This is a genomic window from Citrobacter gillenii, assembly GCF_013337685.1.
GTDB classification, from domain to species: Bacteria; Pseudomonadota; Gammaproteobacteria; order Enterobacterales; family Enterobacteriaceae; genus Citrobacter; species Citrobacter gillenii.
The window spans coordinates 1-26,812 of record NZ_SUQN01000003.1 but is presented as its reverse complement, the minus strand read 5'-3'; the positions used below and the strand labels follow the sequence as shown (position 1 = coordinate 26,812).

The 26,812-nt window shown below is 52.5% G+C and carries 26 protein-coding genes; 18 read left to right on the top strand and 8 right to left on the bottom strand.

Annotation, left to right across the window (positions count from 1 at the left end):
- Positions 1-7 precede the first annotated feature (7 nt).
- The 14 genes from cdsA (at position 8) to tilS (ending at position 17,940) form a co-directional block, all read left to right on the top strand.
- Positions 8-865 (top strand): phosphatidate cytidylyltransferase, encoded by an 858-nt coding sequence (gene cdsA, locus FCH32_RS07495; protein WP_115259400.1) that lies wholly within the window; start codon positions 8-10, stop codon positions 863-865.
- An 11-nt stretch (positions 866-876) separates the two neighbouring features.
- Positions 877-2,229, top strand: coding sequence for a sigma E protease regulator RseP (gene rseP / locus FCH32_RS07490; protein ID WP_096758235.1), 1,353 nt, complete (start codon positions 877-879; stop codon positions 2,227-2,229).
- Positions 2,230-2,258: 29 nt separating this feature from the next.
- Positions 2,259-4,673 (top strand): outer membrane protein assembly factor BamA, encoded by a 2,415-nt coding sequence (gene bamA, locus FCH32_RS07485; RefSeq protein ID WP_135912563.1) that lies wholly within the window; start codon positions 2,259-2,261, stop codon positions 4,671-4,673.
- A gap of 122 nt (positions 4,674-4,795) precedes the next feature.
- Positions 4,796-5,281, top strand: a complete 486-nt coding sequence (skp, locus tag FCH32_RS07480) for a molecular chaperone Skp (RefSeq protein WP_115259395.1) — start codon at positions 4,796-4,798, stop codon at positions 5,279-5,281.
- A 3-nt stretch (positions 5,282-5,284) separates the two neighbouring features.
- Entirely contained in the window at positions 5,285-6,310 is a 1,026-nt protein-coding gene (gene lpxD, locus FCH32_RS07475; RefSeq protein WP_115259393.1) for a UDP-3-O-(3-hydroxymyristoyl)glucosamine N-acyltransferase, read from the top strand.
- 103 nt (positions 6,311-6,413) lie between these two features.
- Complete coding sequence (fabZ, locus tag FCH32_RS07470) at positions 6,414-6,869, top strand: 3-hydroxyacyl-ACP dehydratase FabZ (protein ID WP_000210739.1); 456 nt, start codon at positions 6,414-6,416, stop codon at positions 6,867-6,869.
- Between the two features lie 3 nt (positions 6,870-6,872).
- Positions 6,873-7,661, top strand: a complete 789-nt coding sequence (lpxA, locus tag FCH32_RS07465; protein ID WP_096758231.1) for an acyl-ACP--UDP-N-acetylglucosamine O-acyltransferase — start codon at positions 6,873-6,875, stop codon at positions 7,659-7,661.
- A complete protein-coding gene (lpxB, locus tag FCH32_RS07460; RefSeq protein ID WP_096758230.1) occupies positions 7,661-8,809 on the top strand; it encodes a lipid-A-disaccharide synthase in 1,149 nt (382 codons plus the stop codon). Before lpxA ends, lpxB begins: the two co-directional genes overlap by 1 nt.
- Positions 8,806-9,402 carry a ribonuclease HII gene (gene rnhB / locus FCH32_RS07455; RefSeq protein WP_115259391.1) on the top strand — a complete coding sequence of 199 codons (597 nt, stop codon included), beginning with the start codon at positions 8,806-8,808 and terminating at the stop codon, positions 9,400-9,402. The genes lpxB and rnhB overlap by 4 nt, the downstream gene beginning before the upstream one ends.
- Positions 9,403-9,438: 36 nt before the next feature.
- Positions 9,439-12,921: a DNA polymerase III subunit alpha gene (dnaE, locus tag FCH32_RS07450; RefSeq protein WP_096758228.1), complete on the top strand. Its 3,483-nt coding sequence runs from the start codon at positions 9,439-9,441 to the stop codon at positions 12,919-12,921.
- Positions 12,922-12,933: 12 nt separating this feature from the next.
- Entirely contained in the window at positions 12,934-13,893 is a 960-nt protein-coding gene (gene accA / locus FCH32_RS07445; protein ID WP_096758227.1) for an acetyl-CoA carboxylase carboxyl transferase subunit alpha, read from the top strand.
- A gap of 99 nt (positions 13,894-13,992) precedes the next feature.
- Complete coding sequence (gene ldcC, locus FCH32_RS07440) at positions 13,993-16,143, top strand: lysine decarboxylase LdcC (protein ID WP_174360710.1); 2,151 nt, start codon at positions 13,993-13,995, stop codon at positions 16,141-16,143.
- A 53-nt stretch (positions 16,144-16,196) separates the two neighbouring features.
- Entirely contained in the window at positions 16,197-16,586 is a 390-nt protein-coding gene (locus tag FCH32_RS07435) for a VOC family protein (RefSeq protein WP_174360709.1), read from the top strand.
- A gap of 61 nt (positions 16,587-16,647) precedes the next feature.
- Complete coding sequence (tilS, locus tag FCH32_RS07430) at positions 16,648-17,940, top strand: tRNA lysidine(34) synthetase TilS (protein ID WP_174360708.1); 1,293 nt, start codon at positions 16,648-16,650, stop codon at positions 17,938-17,940.
- Positions 17,941-18,023: 83 nt separating this feature from the next.
- Here the strand turns inward: tilS and rof are convergent, their stop codons facing one another.
- Positions 18,024-18,284, bottom strand: coding sequence for a Rho-binding antiterminator (gene rof / locus FCH32_RS07425; RefSeq protein ID WP_096758223.1), 261 nt, complete (start codon positions 18,282-18,284; stop codon positions 18,024-18,026).
- Positions 18,271-18,471: a YaeP family protein gene (locus tag FCH32_RS07420; RefSeq protein WP_096758222.1), complete on the bottom strand. Its 201-nt coding sequence runs from the start codon at positions 18,469-18,471 to the stop codon at positions 18,271-18,273. Before FCH32_RS07420 ends, rof begins: the two co-directional genes overlap by 14 nt.
- A 188-nt stretch (positions 18,472-18,659) precedes the next feature.
- Between FCH32_RS07420 and FCH32_RS07415 the strand changes: the two genes are divergently transcribed.
- From FCH32_RS07415 to nlpE, 3 genes are read left to right on the top strand one after another with little or no spacing between them, the layout of a single operon-like run.
- The gene (locus FCH32_RS07415; RefSeq protein ID WP_115259385.1) at positions 18,660-19,202 is read left to right on the top strand and encodes a YaeQ family protein; all 543 of its coding nucleotides are present in this window, start codon (positions 18,660-18,662) and stop codon (positions 19,200-19,202) included.
- Positions 19,202-19,624, top strand: a complete 423-nt coding sequence (arfB, locus tag FCH32_RS07410) for an alternative ribosome rescue aminoacyl-tRNA hydrolase ArfB (RefSeq protein WP_096758220.1) — start codon at positions 19,202-19,204, stop codon at positions 19,622-19,624. The genes FCH32_RS07415 and arfB overlap by 1 nt, the downstream gene beginning before the upstream one ends.
- Positions 19,625-19,655: 31 nt before the next feature.
- On the top strand, positions 19,656-20,354 hold the full coding sequence (nlpE, locus tag FCH32_RS07405) for an envelope stress response activation lipoprotein NlpE (RefSeq protein WP_115259383.1): 699 nt from the start codon (positions 19,656-19,658) through the stop codon (positions 20,352-20,354).
- A gap of 42 nt (positions 20,355-20,396) precedes the next feature.
- Here the strand turns inward: nlpE and proS are convergent, their stop codons facing one another.
- The 6 genes from proS to metN all read right to left on the bottom strand — a co-directional run bounded on the left by proS (position 20,397) and on the right by metN (position 25,989).
- The gene (gene proS / locus FCH32_RS07400; protein ID WP_137399687.1) at positions 20,397-22,115 is read right to left on the bottom strand and encodes a proline--tRNA ligase; all 1,719 of its coding nucleotides are present in this window, start codon (positions 22,113-22,115) and stop codon (positions 20,397-20,399) included.
- A gap of 110 nt (positions 22,116-22,225) precedes the next feature.
- Complete coding sequence (tsaA, locus tag FCH32_RS07395; RefSeq protein ID WP_117342277.1) at positions 22,226-22,933, bottom strand: tRNA (N6-threonylcarbamoyladenosine(37)-N6)-methyltransferase TrmO; 708 nt, start codon at positions 22,931-22,933, stop codon at positions 22,226-22,228.
- On the bottom strand, positions 22,930-23,334 hold the full coding sequence (gene rcsF / locus FCH32_RS07390; RefSeq protein ID WP_096758216.1) for an Rcs stress response system protein RcsF: 405 nt from the start codon (positions 23,332-23,334) through the stop codon (positions 22,930-22,932). Before rcsF ends, tsaA begins: the two co-directional genes overlap by 4 nt.
- A gap of 116 nt (positions 23,335-23,450) precedes the next feature.
- The gene (metQ, locus tag FCH32_RS07385; RefSeq protein ID WP_096758215.1) at positions 23,451-24,266 is read right to left on the bottom strand and encodes a methionine ABC transporter substrate-binding lipoprotein MetQ; all 816 of its coding nucleotides are present in this window, start codon (positions 24,264-24,266) and stop codon (positions 23,451-23,453) included.
- A 45-nt stretch (positions 24,267-24,311) separates the two neighbouring features.
- Positions 24,312-24,965, bottom strand: coding sequence for a methionine ABC transporter permease MetI (locus FCH32_RS07380; protein WP_003018471.1), 654 nt, complete (start codon positions 24,963-24,965; stop codon positions 24,312-24,314).
- A complete protein-coding gene (gene metN / locus FCH32_RS07375; RefSeq protein WP_096758214.1) occupies positions 24,958-25,989 on the bottom strand; it encodes a methionine ABC transporter ATP-binding protein MetN in 1,032 nt (343 codons plus the stop codon). Before metN ends, FCH32_RS07380 begins: the two co-directional genes overlap by 8 nt.
- Positions 25,990-26,178: 189 nt before the next feature.
- Between metN and gmhB the strand changes: the two genes are divergently transcribed.
- On the top strand, positions 26,179-26,745 hold the full coding sequence (gmhB, locus tag FCH32_RS07370; protein ID WP_115259377.1) for a D-glycero-beta-D-manno-heptose 1,7-bisphosphate 7-phosphatase: 567 nt from the start codon (positions 26,179-26,181) through the stop codon (positions 26,743-26,745).
- Positions 26,746-26,812: the final 67 nt, after the last annotated feature.

Genomic DNA, 26,812 nt, shown 5'->3' with positions numbered 1-26,812 from the left:
GTCGCTTTTGCTGAAGTATCGCCTGATTTCTGCTTTTGTTTTAATACCCGTTGTCATCGCGGCGCTGTTTTTATTGCCGCCGGTGGGGTTCGCCATTGTTACGCTGGTCGTATGTATGTTGGCCGCGTGGGAGTGGGGACAGTTAAGCGGTTTCACCACTCGCACACAGCGAGTCTGGCTGGCGGTTCTGTGCGGGCTTTTGCTGGCACTGATGCTGTTTTTACTGCCTGAATATCATCATAATATTCATCAACCGTTGGTCGAAGTGTCGCTTTGGGCGTCGTTGGGCTGGTGGGGCGTTGCACTATTGCTGGTGTTATTTTACCCAGGTTCGGCGACTGTCTGGCGTAATTCAAAGATATTACGCATCATTTTCGGCATCTTAACCATTATCCCTTTCTTTTGGGGAATGCTGGCGCTACGTGCCTGGCATTATGATGAGAATCATTATAGTGGCGCAGTATGGCTGCTGTATGTCATGATCCTCGTCTGGGGAGCGGATTCCGGTGCGTATATGTTTGGCAAGTTATTTGGTAAACATAAACTGGCGCCGAAGGTTTCTCCGGGTAAAACCTGGCAAGGTTTTATTGGCGGACTCGCCACTGCGGCTGTGATCTCATGGGGTTATGGTATGTGGGCGAATCTTGATGTCGCGCCTGTCACCTTGCTCATTTGCTCTATTGTTGCGGTCCTGGCTTCGGTGCTGGGTGACTTGACTGAGAGTATGTTTAAGCGTGAAGCAGGTATTAAGGACAGTGGCCACTTAATCCCAGGGCACGGCGGCATTCTGGATCGTATTGATAGTCTGACGGCTGCGGTACCGGTCTTTGCTTGCTTGCTGTTACTGGTTTTCAGGACGCTTTAACGGATGGTCTTATGCTGAGTATTCTCTGGAATCTGGCTGCATTCATCGTCGCACTCGGTGTGCTTATCACCGTGCATGAATTTGGTCATTTCTGGGTTGCCCGGCGCTGTGGTGTTCGCGTTGAGCGTTTTTCCATTGGTTTTGGAAAGGCGCTGTGGCGGCGCACTGATAGATTGGGTACCGAATACGTCATCGCCCTGATCCCTCTCGGCGGCTACGTCAAAATGCTGGATGAGCGTGCAGAACCGGTGGTGCCGGAACTGCGCCACCACGCGTTCAACAACAAAACGGTTGGGCAGCGTGCGGCCATTATTGCCGCAGGTCCGATTGCAAACTTCCTTTTCGCTATTTTTGCTTACTGGCTGGTGTTTATCATCGGCGTCCCTGGTGTTCGTCCGGTTGTGGGTGAAATAACACCCAACTCGATTGCCGCACAGGCGCAAATTCAGCCAGGTACGGAACTAAAAGCGGTTGATGGTATCGAAACCCCTGATTGGGATACCGTGAGATTGCAGCTGGTCGCTAAAATTGGCGATGAGCAGACCATTCTTAGCGTGGCGCCGTTTGGCAGCAACCAGCGACAGGACAAAACGCTGGATTTGCGCCAATGGGCATTTGAGCCAGACAAACAGGATCCCGTTACGAGTTTAGGGATTCGTCCACGCGGTCCGCAGATTGAACCGGTGCTGTCAGAAGTACAGGTTAACTCCGCAGCAAGTAAGGCGGGTTTGCAAGCTGGCGACAGGATCGTTAAAGTCAATGGTCAGCCGCTCACGCAATGGATGACGTTCGTGACGCTGGTGCGTGATAATCCGAATAAGCCGTTAGCGCTAGAAATTGAAAGGCAGGGGAGTTCCTTGTCTTTGACGTTAACTCCGGACTCAAAACCGGGTAACGGTCAGGAAGAGGGATTTGCGGGTGTCGTGCCTAAAATTATTCCTCTGCCTGATGAGTATAAGACTGTACGCCAGTATGGACCATTCGGCGCCATCCTCGAAGCCTCGGATAAAACGTGGCAGTTGATGAAGTTGACGGTCAGTATGCTGGGAAAATTGATTACCGGTGATGTGAAACTGAACAACCTCAGTGGGCCGATTTCTATCGCCCAGGGGGCTGGGATGTCAGCGGAGTTCGGGGGGATTTATTACCTGATGTTCCTTGCGCTTATCAGCGTGAACTTAGGGATAATTAACCTGTTTCCGTTGCCCGTTCTTGACGGGGGGCATCTGCTGTTCCTGGCGATTGAAAAGCTGAAGGGCGGTCCGGTATCCGAGCGGGTTCAAGACTTTAGTTATCGCATTGGCTCGATTTTGCTGGTGTTGTTAATGGGGCTTGCACTTTTCAATGATTTCTCTCGGTTGTAAGAGAGTGTTAGGAAGAACGCATAATAACGATGGCGATGAAAAAGTTGCTCATAGCGTCGCTGCTGTTTAGCAGCGCCACCGTATACGGTGCTGAAGGGTTCGTCGTGAAGGACATTCATTTCGAAGGCCTACAGCGAGTCGCCGTTGGTGCGGCTCTCCTCAGTATGCCGGTGCGCACAGGCGACACGGTTAATGATGAAGATATCAGTAATACCATTCGTGCTCTGTTCGCCACCGGTAACTTTGAGGATGTCCGCGTCCTGCGCGATGGTGATACCCTTCTGGTTCAGGTAAAAGAACGCCCGACGATTGCCAGCATCACTTTCTCCGGTAACAAATCGGTTAAAGATGACATGCTGAAGCAAAACCTCGAGGCGTCTGGCGTGCGTGTTGGCGAGTCTCTCGATCGCACCACGCTTGCCGATATCGAAAAAGGCCTGGAAGATTTTTACTATAGCGTCGGTAAGTACAGCGCCAGTGTGAAAGCGGTGGTGACGCCGTTGCCGCGTAACCGCGTTGACCTCAAACTGGTGTTCCAGGAAGGTGTCTCGGCGAAGATCCAACAGATCAATATCGTCGGTAACCATGCCTTTACAACCGACGAATTGATCTCTCACTTCCAACTACGCGATGAAGTGCCGTGGTGGAACGTGGTGGGCGATCGTAAATACCAGAAACAGAAACTGGCGGGCGACCTTGAAACCCTGCGTAGTTACTATCTGGATCGCGGCTATGCTCGCTTCAATATCGACTCCACGCAGGTCAGCCTGACGCCGGATAAGAAAGGTATCTACATCACCGTCAACATTACAGAAGGCGAGCAGTACAAGCTTTCTGGGGTACAGGTGAGCGGTAACCTGGCTGGACACTCTGCCGAAATTGAGAGCCTGACGAAAATCGAACCGGGTGAACTCTATAACGGCACCAAAGTGACCAAAATGGAAGATGATATCAAGAAGCTTCTGGGTCGCTATGGTTATGCCTACCCGCGCGTACAGTCGCAGCCTGAAATCAACGATGCCGATAAGACGGTTAAATTGCGCGTAAACGTGGATGCGGGTAACCGTTTCTATGTGCGTAAGATCCGCTTTGAAGGTAACGATACCTCTAAAGATTCCGTCCTGCGTCGTGAAATGCGCCAGATGGAAGGTGCCTGGCTGGGTAGCGATCTGGTCGATCAAGGTAAAGAGCGTCTGAATCGTCTGGGCTATTTCGAAACAGTCGACACCGATACTCAGCGTATTCCGGGCAGTCCTGATCAGGTTGATGTGGTCTACAAGGTGAAAGAACGTAACACCGGTAGCTTTAACTTCGGCGTCGGGTACGGTACCGAAAGCGGCGTGAGCTTCCAGGCGGGCGTTCAGCAGGATAACTGGTTAGGCACCGGGTATTCTGTTGGTATTAACGGCACCAAAAACGATTACCAGACCTATACTGAATTGTCTGTGACCAACCCGTACTTCACCGTGGATGGTGTGAGCCTTGGTGGCCGCGTCTTCTATAACGACTTTGAAGCGGATGACGCAGACCTGTCTGACTACACCAACAAAAGTTATGGTACAGACGTCACGCTGGGCTTCCCGATCAACGAATACAACACGTTGCGTGCGGGTCTGGGTTACGTGCATAACTCCTTGTCTAACATGGATCCACAGGTTGCAATGCAACGTTATCTGGTTTCCATGGGTGAGAGCCCTGATGCGGATAGCTTCAAATCAGACGATTTCACCTTCAACTACGGTTGGACATACAACAAACTGGACCGTGGCTATTTCCCAACGGAAGGTACGCGTATCAACCTGAACGGTAAAGTCACCGTTCCGGGTTCTGATAACGAATACTACAAAGCGACGTTGGATACCGCGACCTACGTACCGATCGATGACGACCATAAATGGGTTGTTCTGGGTCGTACTAAGTGGGGTTATGGTGATGGATTAAGCGGCAAAGAAATGCCGTTCTATGAGAACTTCTATGCCGGTGGTTCCAGCACCGTGCGTGGCTTCCAGTCCAACACCATTGGTCCAAAAGCCGTCTATTTACCAGCAAATCGTTATAATGATGATGACGATTATGACAACGAATGTGACACCACCAATACGTCACCGTGTAAATCAGACGATGCAGTGGGCGGTAACGCCATGGCTGTCGCCAGCCTGGAGTTTATTACCCCAACGCCGTTTATTAGCGACAAGTATGCTAACTCGGTCCGTACCTCCTTCTTCTGGGATATGGGTACCGTCTGGGATACCAACTGGGATTCTGCGAAGTATTCTGGCTATCCAGACTACAGCGATCCGAACAATATCCGTATGTCTGCGGGTATCGCGTTACAATGGATGTCCCCATTAGGGCCGTTGGTCTTCTCCTACGCCCAGCCGTTCAAAAAGTACGATGGAGACAAATCAGAACAGTTCCAGTTTAACATTGGTAAAACCTGGTAATTGTTCTGCGCAAAGGAATGTAGTGGTAGTGTAGCGATGACTTTAGGCGATCCTGAATGGGGTCGCCTGGCCACGCAAAGAACTGTACCTTCGGGTGCAAATGGGATGGTAAGGAGTTTATTGTGAAAAAGTGGTTATTAGCTGCAGGTCTCGGTTTAGCGATGGCAACGTCCGCACAGGCTGCTGACAAAATTGCAATCGTCAATATGGGTAGCCTGTTCCAACAGGTTGCACAGAAGACTGGTGTTTCTAATACGCTGGAAAACGAGTTCAAAGGCCGCGCCAGCGAACTGCAGCGCATGGAATCCGATCTGCAATCTAAAATGCAGCGTCTGCAATCCATGAAAGCAGGTAGCGATCGTACTAAGCTGGAAAAAGACGTTATGGCTCAGCGCCAGACTTTCTCTCAGAAAGCGCAAGCTTTTGAGCAGGATCGTGCACGTCGTTCCAACGAAGAACGTGGCAAACTGGTTACGCGTATCCAGACAGCCGTGAAATCTGTCGCTAGCAGCCAGAGCATCGATCTGGTCGTTGACGCAAACACCGTTGCTTACAACAGCAGCGATGTTAAAGACATCACCGCTGACGTACTGAAACAGGTTAAATAAGTAATGCCTTCAATTCGACTGGCTGATTTAGCAGAGCAGTTGGATGCAGAATTACACGGTGATGGCGATATCGTCATCACCGGCGTAGCGTCCATGCAATCTGCGCAAACTGGCAATATTACGTTCATGGTGAATCCTAAGTACCGTGAGCATTTAAGCCTGTGCCAGGCTTCTGCCGTTGTGATGACGCAGGACGATCTTCCTTTTGCTAAGAGTGCTGCGCTGGTAGTGAAGAACCCCTACCTGACCTATGCGCGAATGGCGCAAATTTTAGATACCACGCCTCAGCCGGCACAGAACATTGCACCCAGTGCAGTGATTGATGCGACGGCAAAGCTGGGTAGCAATGTCTCTGTTGGCGCAAATGCGGTCATCGAGTCTGGCGTAGAACTGGGCGATAACGTGGTTATCGGTGCAGGCTGTTTCGTCGGAAAAAACACAAAAATCGGCGCAGGTTCACGCTTGTGGGCGAATGTGACGATTTATCACGATATCCAGATCGGTGAACATTGCCTGATCCAGTCCAGCACCGTTGTAGGATCTGACGGCTTTGGCTATGCGAACGATCGTGGTAATTGGGTGAAGATCCCACAGCTTGGTCGCGTAATTATTGGCGATCGTGTCGAGATCGGCGCTTGCACGACCATCGATCGTGGCGCTCTGGACGATACCGTGATCGGCAATGGTGTTATCATTGATAACCAGTGCCAGATTGCGCATAACGTTGTGATTGGCGACAATACGGCGGTAGCCGGTGGCGTCATTATGGCGGGCAGCCTGAAGATTGGCCGTTACTGCATGATTGGCGGCGCCAGTGTGATCAATGGGCATATGGAAATATGCGACAAAGTCACGGTCACTGGTATGGGTATGGTGATGCGTCCTATCACCGAACCAGGCGTCTATTCCTCAGGCATTCCGCTACAGCCCAACAAGGTATGGCGTAAAACAGCTGCACTGGTGATGAATATTGATGATATGAGCAAGCGCCTCAAAGCAATTGAGCGCAAGGTTAATCAACAAGACTAAAGCACCTTTTTTGCACGTCTGACTTTTCGGCCTGTCCCATTCATACGATTGCGACAGGCCGTGTTATTATTGCCTTTTAGTATATTTTGACAGGAAGAGTATTTTGACTACTAACACTCATACTCTGCAAATTGAAGAGATTTTAGAACTTCTGCCGCACCGTTTTCCGTTTTTGCTGGTTGATCGTGTGCTGGATTTTGAAGAAGGTCGTTTTCTGCGCGCAGTGAAAAATGTATCCGTTAACGAGCCTTTCTTCCAGGGCCACTTCCCGGGTAAACCGATTTTCCCTGGCGTGCTGATTCTGGAAGCAATGGCCCAGGCAACGGGTATTCTGGCGTTTAAAAGCGTAGGAAAACTGGAGCCAGGCGAGCTGTATTATTTCGCTGGTATCGATGAAGCACGCTTCAAGCGTCCTGTCGTACCTGGCGATCAGATGATCATGGAAGTCACTTTCGAGAAAACGCGCCGTGGCCTGACCCGTTTTAAAGGGGTTGCACTGGTTGACGGTAAAGTTGTGTGCGAAGCAACGATGATGTGTGCCCGTAGCCGGGAGGCCTAATACGTGATTGATAAATCCGCCTTTATTCACCCGACCGCCATTGTGGAAGAGGGCGCCAGTATTGGTGCCAATGCCCACATTGGACCTTTTTGTATTGTTGGACCCCACGTTGAAATTGGTGAGGGTACCGTACTGAAGTCTCACGTTGTCGTGAATGGCCATACTAAAATTGGTCGCGATAACGAGATCTATCAGTTTGCCTCCATCGGCGAAGTAAACCAGGATCTGAAGTATGCTGGCGAACCGACCCGCGTGGAAATTGGCGATCGCAACCGCATCCGCGAAAGCGTCACCATTCATCGTGGCACAGTGCAAGGCGGTGGGTTGACGAAGGTGGGCAGCGATAACTTACTGATGATCAACGCGCACGTTGCGCATGATTGTACGATTGGTAATCGCTGTATTCTGGCGAATAACGCCACGCTTGCCGGACACGTTTCGTTGGATGATTTCGTTATCATCGGCGGGATGACGGCGGTGCATCAGTTCTGCATCATCGGCGCACATGTGATGGTTGGTGGTTGTTCTGGTGTTGCTCAGGACGTTCCGCCGTACGTTATCGCCCAAGGTAATCATGCCACGCCATTTGGCGTCAACATCGAAGGTCTGAAGCGTCGCGGGTTCACCCGTGAAGCGATTACCGCGATCCGTAACGCCTATAAAGCGTTGTATCGCAGTGGTAAAACTCTGGAAGAAGTGAAGCCGGAAATCGCCGAGCTGGCGAAGCAGTACCCGGATGTTCAGGCTTTCAGTGATTTCTTTGAACGCTCAACGCGTGGCCTGATTCGTTAATGACTGAGCAGCGTCCATTAACGATTGCCCTCGTCGCCGGAGAAACCTCCGGCGATATTCTTGGTGCAGGATTAATTCGCGCACTCAAGGCGCGTGTACCCAATGCCCGTTTTGTTGGCGTGGCAGGTCCGCTGATGCAGGCCGAAGGCTGTGAAGCCTGGTACGAAATGGAAGAGTTGGCGGTGATGGGCATTGTTGAAGTGCTCGGACGCCTGCGCCGTTTACTGCATATTCGCGCCGATCTGACTCGTCGTTTTACCGATCTCAAGCCGGACGTTTTCGTTGGCATTGATGCACCTGATTTTAATATTACCCTTGAAGGGAACTTGAAAAAACAGGGCATTAAAACCATTCATTACGTCAGCCCTTCCGTGTGGGCATGGCGACAGAAACGTGTTTTCAAAATAGGCAGATCCACCAATATGGTGCTGGCCTTTCTGCCTTTCGAAAAAGCGTTTTATGACAAATTTAATGTCCCGTGCCGCTTTATCGGCCACACCATGGCGGACGCCATGCCGTTGGATCCGGATAAAAACGCGGCTCGCGACGTGCTGGGTATTCCCCATGATGCGCACTGCCTGGCACTATTGCCAGGAAGCCGGGGCGCTGAAGTGGAGATGCTTAGCGCTGATTTTCTGAAAACAGCACAGTTGCTACGCCAGCAGTATCCCGATCTCGAAGTGGTCGTGCCGCTGGTGAATGCCAAACGACGAGAACAGTTTGAGCGCATTAAAGCTGAGGTAGCACCGGAACTTTCCGTACATCTGCTTGATGGGATGGGACGCGAAGCGATGGTTGCCAGCGATGCAGCGCTGCTGGCTTCAGGCACGGCAGCGCTGGAGTGTATGTTGGCGAAGTGCCCGATGGTTGTCGGCTACCGTATGAAACCCTTCACGTTCTGGCTGGCGAAACGTCTGGTGAAAACCGATTATGTTTCGTTGCCGAACCTGCTGGCGGGAAGAGAATTAGTCAAAGAGCTGTTGCAGGATGAATGCGAACCGCAGGCGTTGGCGAAAGCGCTGCAGCCGTTGCTGGCGAATGGCAAAACCAGCCATGCGATGCACGATACGTTCCGCGACCTGCACCAGCAGATCCGTTGTAATGCTGATGAGCAGGCGGCGGATGCAGTCCTGGAGTTAGCACAATGATTGAATTTGTTTATCCACATACGCATTTAGTGGCGGGTGTGGATGAAGTAGGACGAGGCCCTTTGGTCGGGGCTGTGGTGACAGCTGCTGTTATTCTTGATCCAGCGCGTCCGATAGTCGGTCTGAACGACTCCAAAAAACTCTCTGAAAAGCGTCGTCTGGCGCTTTACGATGAAATCAAAGAAAAAGCGTTAAGCTGGAGCCTGGGACGGGCGGAACCACATGAAATCGACGAGCTGAATATTCTGCATGCCACCATGCTGGCCATGCAGCGAGCGGTGGCCGGTTTGCACATTACGCCTGAATACGTGCTAATTGACGGTAATCGTTGCCCGGTATTGCCGATGCCGTCGATGGCGGTGGTGAAAGGGGACAGTCGCGTGGCGGAAATCAGCGCAGCGTCTATTTTGGCGAAAGTCACCCGCGATGCGGAGATGGCGACGCTGGATACGGTTTTCCCGCAGTACGGCTTTGCGCAGCACAAAGGCTACCCAACAGCTTTTCATCTGGCGGCGCTTATAGAGCATGGCGCGACAGAACACCACCGTCGCAGCTTTGGCCCTGTTAAACGCGCACTGGGACTCACGTCCTGATTCTTGTGGCAAGAATAAGTAAACCGGAATCTGAAGATGTCTGAACCACGTTTCGTCCACCTGCGGGTGCACAGCGACTACTCCATGATTGATGGGTTGGCAAAAACGGGGCCGCTGGTGAAAAAGGCGGCCGCGTTGGGCATGCCTGCACTGGCGATCACCGATTTTACCAACCTGTGTGGTCTGGTGAAGTTTTACGGGGCGGGTCACGGTGCTGGCATTAAACCGATTGTTGGTGCTGATTTTCATGTCCGTAGCGAGCAGTTTGGCGACGAGTTGACGCAACTAACGGTGCTGGCGGCCAATAATACGGGCTACCAGAATTTGACGTTGTTGATATCAAAAGCCTATCAACGTGGCTATGGATCCGAAGGACCGGTCATCGACAGAGACTGGTTGCTTGATTTAAAAGAAGGCTTAATTTTACTTTCCGGTGGTCGCATGGGCGACGTCGGACGGAGCTTGCTACGCGGTAACAGCGCGCTGGTTGATGAGTGCGTCACGTTTTATGAAGAACATTTCCCCGATTGTTATTTTCTGGAACTGATCCGTACCGGCAGGCAGGACGAAGAGAATTATTTGCATGCCGCAGTGGCGCTGGCCGAAACGCGGGGTCTGCCGGTGGTGGCGACCAACGATGTTCGCTTCCTTGAAACCGGAGATTTTGACGCGCATGAGATCCGCGTGGCGATCCATGATGGTTTCACACTCGATGATCCGAAACGTCCGCGCAACTATTCGCCGCAGCAGTATATGCGCAGCGAAGAAGAGATGTGCGAGCTGTTTTCCGACATTCCGGAAGCGCTGCAAAATACCGTCGAGATAGCCAAGCGCTGTAACGTGACGGTGCGTCTGGGTGAATACTTCCTGCCGCAGTTCCCGACCGGAGATATGACCACCGAAGACTATCTGGTTAAAAAATCGAAAGAAGGTCTGGAAGAGCGTCTGGCGTTTTTGTTCCCGGATGAAGCCGAACGCAAAGAGAAGCGCCCACCTTACGACGAACGCCTGGACATTGAACTTCAGGTTATCAACCAGATGGGGTTCCCGGGCTACTTCCTGATCGTCATGGAGTTTATCCAGTGGTCGAAAGACAACGGCGTGCCGGTCGGACCTGGCCGTGGTTCCGGTGCCGGCTCACTGGTGGCCTATGCGCTAAAAATTACCGATCTCGATCCGCTGGAATTTGACCTGCTGTTCGAACGTTTCCTTAACCCGGAACGTGTCTCGATGCCTGACTTCGACGTTGACTTCTGTATGGAGAAACGCGACCAGGTGATTGAACATGTGGCGGAAATGTATGGTCGTGACGCGGTATCACAGATTATTACCTTTGGTACGATGGCCGCAAAAGCGGTTATCCGCGACGTGGGCCGCGTACTGGGGCATCCGTACGGGTTTGTCGACAGGATTTCTAAACTGGTGCCACCCGATCCGGGGATGACGCTGGCAAAAGCCTTTGAGGCAGAGCCGCAGCTGCCAGAGATCTACGAAGCGGACGAAGAGGTCAGGGCGCTGATCGACATGGCGCGTAAGCTGGAAGGCGTCACGCGTAATGCCGGTAAGCATGCGGGCGGCGTGGTTATTGCGCCCACTAAAATTACCGACTTTGCTCCGCTCTATTGTGATGAAGAAGGTCTTCATCCGGTCACTCAGTTTGATAAAAACGACGTGGAATACGCCGGGTTGGTTAAGTTTGACTTCCTGGGTCTGCGTACGCTGACGATCATTGACTGGGCGCTGAAAATGATCAACCCGCGTCGGGCAAAGCAGGGACTGGAGCCGATTGACATCGCCGCCATCCCGCTCGACGATAAAAAATGTTTTGATATGCTGCAGCGCTCGGAGACAACCGCCGTCTTCCAGCTTGAATCTCGCGGCATGAAGGATCTGATCAAACGCCTGCAGCCTGACTGCTTCGAAGATATGATAGCCCTGGTGGCGTTGTTCCGCCCAGGCCCACTGCAGTCGGGAATGGTAGATAACTTTATCGACCGTAAGCACGGGCGAGAAGAGATATCCTACCCGGATGTACAATGGCAGCATGAGTGCCTGAAACCTGTTCTGGAGCCGACGTACGGCATTATCCTGTATCAGGAACAGGTCATGCAGATTGCCCAGGAGCTGTCTGGTTATACTCTTGGCGGCGCGGATATGCTGCGCCGTGCGATGGGTAAGAAAAAGCCGGAAGAAATGGCCAAGCAGCGCGGCACCTTTGAAGAAGGGGCGAGAAAGCGCGGCGTAGACGGTGAGCTGGCGATCAAAATCTTTGACCTGGTGGAGAAATTCGCAGGGTACGGGTTTAACAAATCGCACTCCGCAGCCTATGCGCTGGTGTCTTACCAGACGCTATGGTTGAAAACGCATTACCCCGCCGAGTTTATGGCCGCGGTAATGACCGCCGATATGGATAACACTGAGAAAGTGGTCGGGCTGGTGGATGAATGCTGGCGTATGGGACTGAAAATCCTGCCGCCGGATATCAACTCCGGGCTGTATCATTTCCACGTAAATGATGATGGCGAGATTGTGTATGGCATCGGCGCGATAAAAGGCGTGGGTGAAGGCCCCATTGAAGCTATTATTGAAGCGCGTAACAAAGGTGGCTATTTCCGCGAGCTGTTCGATCTCTGTGCCCGTACGGATATCAAAAAGCTAAACCGCCGGGTGCTGGAAAAACTGATCATGTCCGGGGCGTTTGACCGCCTTGGCCCACATCGCGCCGCACTGATGAATTCGTTGAACGACGCGCTTAAAGCCGCCGATCAGCACGCCAAAGCCGAAGCCATCGGTCAGGCCGATATGTTTGGCGTTCTGGCCGAAGAGCCGGAACAAATTGAACAATCCTATGCCAACTGCACGCCGTGGCCGGAGCAGGTGGTATTAGATGGTGAGCGTGAAACGTTAGGGCTTTACCTGACGGGACACCCCATCAACCAGTATTTAAAAGAAATTGAGCGCTATGTCGGAGGCCACAGGCTGAAAGACATGCATCCGACAGAACGTGGTAAAGTTACCACGGCTGCGGGGCTCGTCATTGCTGCGCGGGTAATGGTCACCAAGCGCGGCAATCGTATCGGCATCTGCACGCTGGATGACCGTTCTGGGCGTCTGGAAGTGATGTTATTTACCGATGCCCTGGATAAATACCAGCATTTGCTGGAAAAAGACCGCATACTTATCGTCAGCGGACAGGTCAGCTTTGATGACTTCAGCGGTGGGCTTAAAATGATGGCCCGTGAAGTCATGGATATTGACGAAGCCCGGGAAAAATACGCTCGCGGGCTTGCTATCTCGCTGACGGACAGGCAAATTGATGACCAGCTTTTAAACCGACTCCGTCAGTCTCTGGAACCCCACCGCTCGGGGACAATTCCAGTACATCTCTACTATCAGAGGGCGGATGCACGTGCGCGGTTGCGTTTTGGCGCAACGTGGCGTGTCTCTCCGAGCGATCGTTTACTGAACGATCTCCGTGGCCTTATTGGTTCGGAGCAGGTGGAACTGGAGTTTGACTAATACAGGAATACTATGAGTCTGAATTTCCTTGATTTTGAACAGCCGATTGCAGAGCTGGAAGCAAAAATCGATTCTCTGACTGCGGTGAGCCGTCAGGATGAGAAACTGGATATTAACATCGATGAAGAAGTGCATCGCCTGCGTGAAAAAAGCGTAGAACTGACGCGCAAAATCTTTGCCGATCTTGGCGCATGGCAGGTAGCCCAGTTGGCTCGCCATCCACAGCGTCCGTACACCCTGGATTACGTCCGCCTGGCGTTTGATGAATTTGATGAGCTGGCGGGCGATCGTGCCTATGCGGATGATAAAGCTATCGTCGGCGGCATCGCGCGTCTTGATGGTCGTCCAGTGATGATCATTGGTCATCAGAAAGGCCGCGAGACTAAAGAAAAAATTCGTCGTAACTTCGGCATGCCAGCACCGGAAGGCTATCGCAAAGCGCTGCGCCTGATGGAAATGGCCGAACGTTTCAAGATGCCGATCATTACCTTCATTGACACCCCTGGGGCTTATCCGGGCGTGGGCGCGGAAGAACGCGGTCAGTCTGAAGCGATTGCGCGTAACCTGCGTGAAATGTCACGTCTGAGCGTACCGGTTATCTGCACCGTTATCGGCGAAGGTGGCTCCGGTGGCGCGCTGGCGATCGGCGTGGGCGATAAAGTGAATATGCTGCAATACAGCACCTATTCTGTTATCTCCCCGGAAGGCTGTGCATCCATTCTGTGGAAAAGCGCAGACAAAGCGCCGTTGGCGGCAGAAGCGATGGGCATTATTGCCCCGCGTCTGAAAGAGCTGAAGCTGATCGATTCTATCGTACCGGAACCGCTGGGCGGGGCGCATCGTAATCCAGAAGTCATGGCTGCGTCGCTGAAAGCACAGCTGCTGGCCGATCTGGCCGATCTCGATGTGTTAAGTACGGAAGAGCTGAAAAATCGCCGTTACCAGCGACTGATGAGCTACGGTTACGCGTAAACTGCATATATTCTGAAAAGGGCCACAACGCTGTGGCCCTTTTTTTTACCTGCGGTTTGACCAGGCTATGATTAACTAAGGTTTTTCCAGGAGGAACGCATGAATATCATTGCCATCATGGGACCGCATGGCGTCTTTTATAAAGATGAGCCCATCAAGGAACTTGAACGTGCACTACTGCAGCAGGGATTTCAGATTATCTGGCCGCAGAATAGCGTCGACCTGCTGAAATTTATTGAGCATAACCCGCGAATTTGCGGCGTCATTTTTGACTGGGATGAGTACAGCCTGGAGCTGTGTAGCGATATCAACCAGCTTAACGAATACCTGCCACTTTACGCCTTTATCAATACCCATTCGACGATGGATGTCAGCGCACACGACCTGCGCATGGCGCTGTGGTTTTTCGAGTATGCTCTAGGCCAGTCTGACGATATTGCCACCCGTATTCGCCAGTACACCAATGAATACCTCGATAACATCACTCCGCCGTTTACCAGGGCGTTGTTCACCTACGTGAAAGAAGGGAAGTATACCTTCTGTACGCCGGGGCACATGGCGGGGACGGCATACCAAAAGAGCCCAGTGGGCTGCCTGTTCTATGACTTTTTTGGCGGCAATACGCTCAAGGCCGACGTCTCCATTTCCGTGACCGAATTGGGTTCGCTGCTGGACCATACTGGCCCGCACCTGGAGGCCGAAGAGTATATCGCCCGCACCTTTGGGGCAGAGCAGAGCTATATGGTGACGAATGGCACCTCGACGTCGAATAAAATTGTCGGTATGTATGCTGCCCCGACCGGAAGTACGTTACTGATCGATCGTAACTGTCATAAATCACTGGCGCATTTGCTGATGATGAGCGACGTGGTACCCATCTGGCTGAAGCCCACGCGTAATGCGCTGGGTATTCTTGGCGGCATACCTAAACGTGAATTTACCCGTGAGAGTATTGAGCGCAAAGTCGGAGAGACCGCCCAGGCCCAGTGGCCAGTACATGCGGTGATCACCAACTCTACCTACGACGGTCTGCTGTATAACACCAACTGGATCAAACAGACGTTGGACGTGCCGTCTATTCACTTTGACTCGGCCTGGGTGCCCTACACCCATTTTCACCCGATCTATCAGGGGAAAAGCGGCATGAGCGGCGAACGAGTACCTGGTAAGGTTATCTTTGAAACCCAGTCGACCCACAAGATGCTGGCGGCGCTGTCGCAGGCCTCTCTGATCCACATTAAAGGTGACTACGATGAAGAGACCTTTAATGAAGCCTTTATGATGCATACCTCGACGTCGCCGAGCTACCCGATTGTCGCGTCAATAGAAACGGCGGCGGCAATGCTGCGCGGCAACTCAGGCAAGCGCTTAATCAATCGCTCCGTTGAGCGTGCGCTGCATTTTCGCAAAGAAGTACAGCGACTGCGGGAAGAATCGGACGGCTGGTTCTTTGATATCTGGCAGCCGGAAAAGGTGGATGAAGCGGAATGCTGGCCCGTAGCGCCGGGTGAAGACTGGCATGGGTTTACCGATGCCGACGCCGACCACATGTTCCTCGACCCGGTGAAAGTGACTATTCTGACACCGGGGATGGATGAACAGGGAAACATGAGTGACGAAGGGATCCCGGCGGCGCTGGTGGCGAAATTCCTCGACGAACGCGGTGTCGTGGTGGAGAAAACGGGTCCGTATAATCTGTTATTTTTGTTCAGCATTGGCATTGATAAAACCCGGGCGATGGGGTTGCTGCGCGGGCTGACAGAGTTCAAACGTTCATACGATCTGAATTTGCGTGTGAAGAATATGCTGCCAGATTTGTATGCTGAAGATCCGGATTTCTATCGCAATATGCGTATTCAGGATCTGGCACAGGGGATCCACAATCTGATCCGCCAACACGATCTCTCCGGGCTAATGCTACGGGCATTTGACACCCTACCGGAAATGAAAATGACGCCACATCAGGCCTGGCAGCGGCAGATCAAAGGCGAGGTGGAGACGGTGGCGCTTGACCAACTGGTGGGGCGCATTTCTGCAAATATGATCCTGCCTTATCCTCCCGGCGTACCGTTGCTGATGCCGGGGGAAATGATCACCGAAGACAGCCGGGCGGTGCTCGATTTCCTGTTGATGCTGTGTTCTGTCGGCCATCATTATCCCGGATTCGACACGGATATTCATGGCGCTAAACTGGGTGAGGACGGCGTGTACCGTGTGAGAGTCCTAAAAATGGCATCGCAGCTTGCCTGAACCGACCGCGGACGAGTAACGTGCGAAAAGAAAACTAAAGAGGCTAAGACGCTATGCTGGGATTAAAACAGGTTCACCATATTGCCATTATTGCGACGGACTACGCGATGAGTAAGGCATTTTACTGCGACGTGCTGGGCTTTACGCTGATGAACGAGGTCTACCGGGAAGAGCGCGACTCCTGGAAAGGCGATCTGGCGCTGAACGGGCAGTACGTGATTGAGCTTTTTTCTTTTCCATTTCCACCTTGCCGTCCCAGTCGACCGGAAGCCTGCGGGTTACGCCATCTGGCGTTCAGCGTGGATGATGTGGAAAAGGCGATAGCCCATCTGGAAAATCATAATGTGAAATGTGAGGCAGTACGTGTCGACCCCTTTACCGGCAAACGCTTTACTTTTTTCAACGATCCGGATGGATTACCGCTTGAATTATACGAGCAGTAAGGCTTGTCATTGTAACGGTAGCCCGGTAACGTGCCGGGCAATACCCTAGTAAGTACTCATCATGACGACACTCACACTAAACACTTCACTTCTGACATCTCCCCATATCCTGGTGGCCTTTAGCGGTGGCCTCGACTCGACCGTGCTGTTGCACCAACTGGTGCTGTGGCGAAAACAACACCCCGACGTCGTGCTACGCGCTATCCACATCCACCATGGATTGAGTCCGCACGCAGACGAATGGGTGACGCACTGCGAATCGGTTTGTGCACAATGGCAGGTGCCGCTGGTGGTTGAACGGGTGCATCTTCAGGATGACGGGCTGGGGATAGAGGCGCAGGCCCGGCGGGCGCGCTATCAGGCTTTTGCCCGGACGCTGCTGCCGGGTGAAGTGCTGATGACCGCCCAGCATCTTGATGACCAGTGTGAAACCTTTTTGCTGGCGCTCAAACGCGGCAGCGGCCCGGCCGGACTTTCTGCAATGGGGGAAAGTTCACCGTTTGCTGGGACCCAGCTTATTCGCCCGCTATTGGCGCAAACGCGTGACGCGCTTGAACGCTGGGCGTTGGAGCATGGACTACGCTGGATTGAAGATGAAAGTAATCAGGATGATGCCTACGATCGCAATTTTCTGCGGCTACGTATAATCCCGCAACTGCAACAGCGCTGGCCGCACTTTGCTGAAGCGGCGGCCCGCAGTGCGGTGCTGTGTGCTGAGCAGGAACGTTTGTTGGATGAGTTACTTGCCAATGATTTAGCGGAGTGTGTCACCGAGCAGGACACCCTTTTAGTTGAGCCATTAATGACGATGAGCGATGTACGACGTGCAGCGCTGCTTCGTCGCTGGCTGGCAGGGCTGAATGCACCGATGCCATCCCGGGATGCGCTGGCGCGAATCTGGCAGGAAGTGGTGCTGGCACGGGAAGATGCTGCGCCGTGCTTGTGCGTAGGCGAATATGAAATCCGCCGCTATCAGTCACAGCTGTGGTGGGTGAAATCCGTTACCGGGCAAAGTGAAACTGTCATCCCGTGGTCATGCTGGCAAACACCGCTGACGCTGCCTGCCGGGCTGGGAGAAGTACAGTTACTCCCAACGGGAAAATTACGTATGCCGCACGTGGGTGAACCGGTCAGTATTCGCTTTAAAGCGCCCGGGTTATTACACATTGTCGGGCGTAACGGTGGGCGTAAGCTCAAAAAAATATGGCAGGAGCAGGGAATTCCGCCCTGGCGACGCGATACCACGCCGTTACTGTTTTACGGCGAAACGCTGATTGCGGCAGCCGGTGTCTTTGTTACGCGGGAAGGACTGGCGGAAGGGGAAGAAGGCGTGAATCTGGTATGGCATGCCTGATGGCGTTGCGCTTATCAGGCCTACGTATCGCATGGAAAGTAGGCCGGATAAGGTGCTTGCACCGCCATCCGGCAACAAAATAATCAGGATTCGCTAACCACCACGGTACCGATTTCCGGGTGGCTGAAGCTGGCAATCTTGTCGAGACGAAGCTCACGTGATTCTCCAGAGACGTCTGCAACCAGATATTCCACATTTTTGCGTGAAACCAGGTCATTGGCTTTCGCCTGCAGCACTTCGCCATCTTTCAGCGCCAGCGTCAGTAATAAATGGTGCTGGCAGGCGAGCTCAAGATTGTCGTAATCATCACAGTTAATGGGTTGATACGTTTCATTCATTGACATAATCGCTCACCAGTAAGTTCGCGGCAGCATAGGCCGCTTTTTCTCTGACCGACTCTGAAAGGGCGCTGTCTTCCGCCACTTCATTCAGCACTTTCAATACGCAACCCAGCGCATCCGGGACATACCCTAAGTCTCCGCTGGCGATTTCCGCGTACCGCTTGCGTATTAACTCACAATATTTTTCCACATGCCCTCCTGTCAGTACTCTGACTTAACCGTGGATGCAAGTCTAAGCCTACGAAGATAAACTCTGTTTAGCAAGGTGACTATACCATACTCATTCAAGCAATATCAGCGCCTTGATAGAAGAGCTGTTAGCAGCCTTTTGGCGTAGTTTTCGCTACAATGTGCGCCTGATTCGAAAGGAGTTCTCTCATGGCGCTTAAAGCGACAATTTATAAAGCCGTTGTCAACGTGGCGGATCTTGACCGCAACCAGTTTCTTGACGCGGCATTGACGCTGGCGCGTCACCCTTCTGAAACCCAGGAACGCATGATGCTGCGCCTGTTGGCATGGATTAAATATGCCAATGAGCGGTTACAGTTTACGCGGGGCTTGAGCGCAGAAGATGAGCCAGAAGCATGGCTGCGTAACGATCATCTGGGCATTGATTTATGGATTGAACTCGGCCTGCCGGATGAGCGTCGGATTAAGAAGGCCTGTACTCAGTCTGGGGAAGTTGCTCTGTTTACCTATAACAGTCGGGCGGCGCAAATCTGGTGGCAGCAAAACCAGAATAAGTGCGCACAGTTTAAAAATTTGACTGTCTGGTATCTGGATGACGAACAGCTGGCGCAGTTGAGCGACTTTGCCGGGCGTACTATGACGCTGCAGGCGACCATCCAGGATGGGGCTATCTGGTTGTCAGACTCTCAGAACAATCTGGAAATTCATCTGACCGCGTGGCAGCAGCGTTGATGATCGTTCTCTCCCGAAACGTCTCTATCCCTGATAATGAGCTGGAAATCACGGCTATCCGGGCACAGGGTGCGGGTGGGCAGCACGTTAATAAGACCTCGACGGCCATCCATTTGCGCTTTGACATTCGGGCCTCTGGCCTGCCAGAGTATTACAAGGAACGCTTGCTGGCGGCCAGTCATCATCTGATCACTGCCGATGGCGTCATCATCATTAAGGCGCAGGAATATCGCAGTCAGGAACTCAACCGGGAAGCGGCTCTGGCCAGGCTGGTGGCGTTGATTAAAGAATTAACCGCAGTGCAAAAAAGCCGCCAGGCAACGCGTCCTACGCGCGCCTCGAAAGAGCGCCGGTTGTCATCGAAGGCGCAAAAATCCACCGTGAAGGCGCTGCGCGGGAAAGTTCGTCGTTCGCAGGACTGACGAACAGGAATAAAAAAATCATAAGGATTTTATAGTGAAAACAGCAATATTGTCAGTGGTCGCTGTATGCACGCTCTTTTCCTTGATCGGCTGTAATAATCGTACTGACGTCGAAGCATTGCAGTCGACGCGGGCGGCAGAATTAAAACCGATGCAGCAAAGTTGGCGTGGCATCTTGCCCTGCGCCGACTGCGAAGGGATTGAAACCTCGCTGTTCCTGGAAAAAGACGGGACCTGGGTGATGAACGAACGGTATCAGGGCGTACGGGATGAACCGTCTTCCTTTGCCTCCTATGGCACCTGGGCACGCACGGCGGATAAGCTGGTGTTGACCGACAGCAAAGGTGAGAAGTCTTACTACCGGGCAAAAGGCGAGGCGCTGGAAATGCTCGATCGTGAAGGTAATCCGATCGAATCGCAGTTCAACTATACCCTTGAGCCGGTGTCAGCCAGTTTGCCCGTCACGCCAATGCCGATGCGTGGGATGTATTTCTACATGGCGGATGCGGCTGTCTTTACCGACTGTGCGACGGGCAAGCGTATGCCGGTAGCAAATAATGCCCAGCTTGAACGCGGCTATTTAGCTGCTCGCACGGAAACTGGCCAATCGGTCTTGTTGACCCTTGAAGGGCATTTCACGCAGGAGGCGAACCCGGATACGGGCGAGAAGGTGAAAACGCTGATGGCGGATAAAGACGCGAAGTTTATACCCGGTAAAGGGTGTAATTAATCTCTGAAAAAAAGGCCCTGATGATCAGGGCCTTTTGCTGTATCAGCCTTTAATGGCTTTAATCAGATAGTCGACGATGTCGCCGGTTTTAATCAGCTGTTTCTCGCCGTGACGACGGTATTTGTATTCGATATCATCGTTATCGAGGTTACGGTCGCCCAGCACGATGGTGTGCGGAATACCGATCAGTTCCATATCGGCAAACATCACGCCTGGACGTTCTTTACGATCGTCCATCAGCACTTCGATACCCTGCGCACGCAGCTCTGCGTAAAGCTTCTCAGCCAGTTCCTGCACGCGGTAGGATTTGTGCATGTTCATCGGCAGAATCGCCACCTGGAACGGCGCGATAGCATCTGGCCATACAATGCCGCGATCGTCAAAGTTCTGTTCAATAGCGGCAGCAACAACGCGAGTCACCCCGATACCGTAGCAGCCCATGGTCAGAATCTGGTTACGACCATCTTCGCCCTGAACGGAAGCTTTCATTGCTTCAGAGTACTTGGTACCCAGCTGGAAGATGTGACCGACTTCGATACCGCGTTTAATCAGTAGTGTGCCTTTGCCGTCCGGGCTCGGGTCGCCGGCAACGACGTTACGGATGTCAGCCACTTCTGGCGTGGCGACATCACGATCCCAGTTAATACCGAAATAGTGTTTACCGTCGATGTTAGCACCTGCTGCGAAGTCGCTCATGACCGCAACGGTACGATCGATAACTACCGGGATCGGCATGTTCACTGGACCGAGCGAGCCAGGACCTGCTTTGACTACGGCACGAATTTCTTCTTCGGTGGCGAAGGTCAGTGGGCTGGCAACCTGCGGCAGTTTTTCTGCTTTGACTTCGTTCAGTTCGTGATCGCCACGAACCAGCAGCGCAACCAGCGGGTAGCTGCTGCCTTCGACCGCTTTCACCAGCAGCGTTTTAACGGTTTTTTCGATCGGCAGATTGAACTGCTCAACCAGCTCAGCGATGGTTTTCGCGTTTGGCGTATCGACCAGCGTCATTTCCTGCGTGGCGGCACCGCGCGGTTCTTTTGGCGCTACGGCTTCTGCAAATTCGATGTTGGCAGCAAAGTCGGAGCTGTCAGAGAACACCACGTCATCTTCGCCGCTCTGCGCCAGAACCTGGAATTCGTGAGAAGCGCTACCGCCGATAGAACCGGTGTCAGCCTGTACCGCACGGAAATCCAGACCCATACGGCTGAAGATCTTGCTGTACGCGGCATACATTGCGTCGTAGGTTTCTTGCAAAGATTCCTGAGTCGTATGGAAAGAGTACGCATCTTTCATCAGGAATTCACGGGAGCGCATGACGCCGAAACGTGGACGCACTTCGTCACGGAATTTAGTCTGGATCTGGTAGAAGTTCAGCGGCAGCTGTTTGTAGGAGCTGAGCTCGTTACGGATCAGGTCGGTGATCACTTCTTCATGCGTTGGGCCGAGTACGAATGGACGATCGCCGCGGTCAGCAATACGCAGCAGTTCCGGGCCGTACTGTTCCCAACGGCCGCTCTCTTCCCACAGTTCAGAAGGCTGAACTACCGGCATTAACACCTCGATAGCACCGGCGTTGTTCATCTCTTCACGCACGATGTTTTCGACTTTTTTCAGGACGCGCACGCCGGTCGGCAGCCAGGTATATAACCCGGAGGCCAGCTTGCGAATCATCCCGGCGCGCAGCATCAGCTGGTGGCTGATAACCTCGGCGTCGGCAGGTGTCTCCTTCAGAGTGGAGAGCAGATATTGGCTAGTACGCATGTTGTTACGGTTCCAGTTGAACGATCGAACAGGCTCAACGCGAGCCTGACACAAAAAAAGTGGTTTAGTTTACCAGCGAGAAAGGGATGTCAAAAGAGAAGGGCGCGAAATTACCGGGGTTCGAGCGCAAAGACTTCGAAACCCTCTGCCGTCACGCGCCAGCGCACGTTGAAATCGTGTAGCCAGACGGCGTACGTTTTGCCTGTCTCTTCACCCTTACGATACGCAGGACGCGGGTCCTGTGCCAGCACTTCACCAATAAATGTTTTTAGCAGCGGATAACGTTTTTCCAGCATCAGAAGTTGTTGCTCAACCTCAGGGGTGAAACCGACCGCCATTTCCGCGACTGGCGCATGCTGTGCATAGCTGGCGGTGGCATCGGGTAGTGCTTCAGCAAACGGCAGGTAGGGCTTGATATCGACCACCGGAGTTCCGTCGACCAGATCCAGACTGCCCAGTTGTAGGACAACGTTATCTTTCTGGCAGACAATGCCTTTTAGTTCGACCAGCGACATGCCGACAGGGTTAGGGCGAAAGGTCGAACGTGTGGCAAAGACGCCCATTCTGGCGTTGCCGCCAAGTCGGGGCGGGCGTACGGTTGGCCGCCATCCACCTTCCATTGTCTGGTGAAAAACAAAAATCACCCACAAATGGCTGAACGCTTCCAGGCCGCGAACGGCATCGGCCTGGTTATACGGTGCGAGCAAATGCAGTTCGCCGTTGGCACTTTTCACCAGACCTGGCTGGCGTGGAACGGCGAATTTTTCTTTATAGGGAGAGCGGATAACGCCTATTTGCTCGAACTGAAAGTGGCTCATTTCGTCGAAATATTCAGTGCAGAACCAATGCAAACAGCCTGACGGTAGCAACCCGGTGTTCCGCTGGTCACTTCGCAACTGTGCAGCAATACCGCATTCGCTTTCATTTTAGAGGCATTAATCTGCATGCGTTTGCGTGCGGTTGGAATGCTTGGAGGAGAATCCTGGTTTGATGCCTGGCAGGATTCACCGCTGACTTCACCCAGATCGCGGAATGGTTTACCGACCAGATCTTCAGCGTTGGTGATAATTCTTACCGGTGTGGCACGCGGTGCTTTTGGTTTTTCTGGCTCCACTTTCGGCGGGGTCGTAGTGCTTTGAACGGGTTCAACAGGGGATCTGCTTAACATAGAACAGCCGCTCAACATGAGTGCTACTAAACAGATCGGTAAAGCACGCATAATATTTCCTCAATGAATGATCTAAACGTCAGATATTGAATCAGGTGCTTGCATAAATGACAAGACGGGCAAGCGCCCGTCCTGATGATATTACAGATTTTGGAAACAGCCTAAAATTACCAGCCCTTAACAGCGCCGCCATTGAAGACTTTGTTTGCCGCTTCGTAAACTTCGTCAGACTGATACGCCTCAACGAATTTCTTCACGTTCTCAGCATCTTTATTGTCTTCGCGAGTTACGATCAGGTTTACGTACGGGGAGTCTTTATCTTCAACAAAGATACCGTCTTTTGCCGGGGTCAGGCCGATCTGGCTGGCGTAGGTGGTATTGATAACCGCCAGCGCGATCTGTGCGTCGTCCAGTGAACGCGGCAGCTGTGGTGCTTCCAGCTCTACCAGCTTCAGGTTTTTCGGGTTTTCAACCACATCCAACGCGGTTGGCAGCAGGCCAACGCCGTCTTTCAGTTTGATCAGGCCCACTTTCTGCAGCAGCAGCAGGGAACGACCGAGGTTAGTCGGGTCGTTTGGAATCGCTACCTGAGAACCGTCCTGCAGTTCATCCAGTGATTTGATTTTTTTGGAATAGCCAGCAATTGGGTAGACGAACGTATTGCCTGCAGCAACCAGTTTGTAACCGCGATCTTTGATCTGCTGATCCAGGTATGGTTTGTGCTGGAAGGCATTGGCATCGATATCGCCTTTGCTCAGCGCTTCGTTAGGCAGGACGTAATCGTTGAACGTGACCAGTTCAACGTCCAGACCGTATTTTTCTTTCGCCACTTTCTGTGCGACTTCGGCAACCTGCTGCTCTGCGCCAACAATAACGCCCACTTTGATGTGGTTTGGATCTTTTTCATCCTGACCGCAACCCACAAGTGCCAGAGAACCGATCAGGGCTCCAACTGCCGCAAAGGTTTTGAATTTGAACGCCATGCTTATTTCCTTTTCTTAATGAGTTTTTCTGTGTTGTGTGTAACGTTACTTGTGCGTGACCGCCCGGACGATGCGATCGCCGGATAACTGAATTAAATAAACCAGAACGACAAGTAATACCAGTACTGTATTCATCACGGTAGCGTTGTATCCAATGTAACCGTATTGATAGCCAATCTGCCCAAGACCGCCCGCACCGACGGCCCCGCCCATTGCTGAGTAACCGACCAGGGTAATCAGCGTGATCGTTGCCGCATTCACCAGGCCTGGCAACGCTTCTGGTAGTAACACTTTACGCACGATCTGTAACGGCGTAGCGCCCATCGCTCTTGAGGCTTCAATCAGCCCGGTCGGGATTTCCAGCAGCGCATTTTCTACCATTCGGGCAATAAACGGTGCGGCACCCACGGTCAGCGGGACGATAGCGGCCTGTAAACCGATCGAGGTGCCGACAATCATGCGGGTAAATGGAATCATCCATACCAGCAGTATAATGAATGGGATGGAGCGGAAAATATTGACCAGCGCTGACAGCGTACGATAGAGCTTCGCGTTCTCGATGATTTGCCCCGGACGCGTGACGTACAGCAGTACGCCGACGGGCAGGCCAATCACAAAGCCAAAAAAACCGGACACAAAGGTCATTGCCAGCGTTTCCCATACGCCGCGAACTAGCAGCCACATCATTGGCTCAGACATAACCCAGTACCTCTACTTTTACATGGTGTTCCTGCAGCCAGTTGATGGCCGCTTGTGTATCTTCTTGTGCGCCGTGCATTTCAGTCAGCATGATGCCGAACTTGACGCCACCGGCGTAATCCATCTGCGCACTGATAATGTTGTTGTTCACATTAAAGCGGCGAGCAATTTCGGAAAGCAGTGGGGCATCGACAGAGTGGCCGGTAAACTCCATACGCAGCATCGGGACGCTATCGGCTTCTGGTTCTGCTTTTAAGCGTTCCTGATAATCTTCTGGAATATCCAGATGCAGCGTGGATTGAATGAATTTCTGCGCCAGCGGCGTTTTCGGATGTGAAAACACTTCGCTCACCGTGTCCTGCTCGATCAGTTCACCGTTACTGATAACCGCCACGCAGTCGCAAATACGTTTTACGACGTCCATCTCATGGGTAATCAGCAGGATGGTTAACCCAAGACGGCGGTTAATGTCTTTCAATAATTCCAGAATCGAACGGGTCGTTGCCGGATCGAGTGCGCTGGTGGCCTCATCGCACAGCAATACCTTCGGTTGGCTTGCCAGAGCACGGGCAATGGCGACACGCTGTTTCTGGCCGCCTGAAAGGTTGGCGGCATAGCTGTCGTGCTTATCGCCAAGGCCCACTAAATCCAGCAGCTCGGTAACGCGACGTTTGATCTCTTCTTTTGGGGTGTTGTCCAGCTCCAGTGGAAGCGCGACGTTACCAAATACCGTGCGGGAAGACAGCAGGTTAAAGTGCTGGAAAATCATGCCGATTTGACGGCGAGCTTTGGTCAGCTCGGATTCAGAAAGCGTAGTGAGCTCCTGACCGCCGACCTGTACACTGCCCTCCGTTGGGCGTTCAAGTAAGTTAACGCAGCGGATGAGCGTACTTTTACCGGCACCTGAGGCGCCAATAACGCCATAAATCTGTCCGGCAGGAACATGCAGGCTGACATTGTTCAATGCCTGAATGGTGCGCGTCCCCTGCTGGAACACTTTGGTGATATTCGAAAGTTTAATCATGGGTTATTTATTATCGTAATTAAGTTAGCCGTGGCATTTTCGTCTGTCTGGTACGGTCGACGTCGTTAATAAGATGGATGTTAAGGCATCCAGACGTCTAAATCAATCTGGCTTTGCACGATGAGCACTTTCTTGCCTGCCGAAACATGCGATACTAGAGCAACATGCCTTATTCAGGAGCTATAAAAGGTGGCAAAGTCTGTACCTGCAATTTTTCTCGACCGTGACGGTACCATTAATGTGGACCACGGTTACGTACATGAGATCGACGAGTTCGAGTTTATCGACGGCGTTATTGATGCCATGCGTGAACTTAAACAGATGGGCTATGCACTTATCGTCGTGACTAACCAGTCGGGTATTGCCCGCGGTAAATTTACTGAAGCGCAGTTTGAAACGCTGACGGAGTGGATGGACTGGTCGCTGGCCGATCGTGATGTTGATCTGGATGGCATCTACTATTGTCCTCACCACCCGCAGGGAACGGTAGAAGAGTACCGCCAGGTTTGCGACTGTCGTAAACCGCATCCAGGAATGCTTCTCTCTGCGCAAGAGTTCCTGCACATAGATATGGCGGCTTCCTATATGGTGGGCGACAAAATAGAAGATATGCAGGCAGCAGCCGCTGCTAACGTTGGGACCAAAGTATTGGTGCGCACGGGTAAGCCTGTCACGCCAGAAGCAGAAAATGCGGCTGATTTAGTGATAAATAGCCTGGCTGACCTGCCATTGGCGATAAAAAAGCAGCAAAAGTAAGCGTTATGGATAAAAGGTGAGCGGTTGAAACAAAAATGCATTTTTCCGCTTGTCTTCCTGAGTCGAC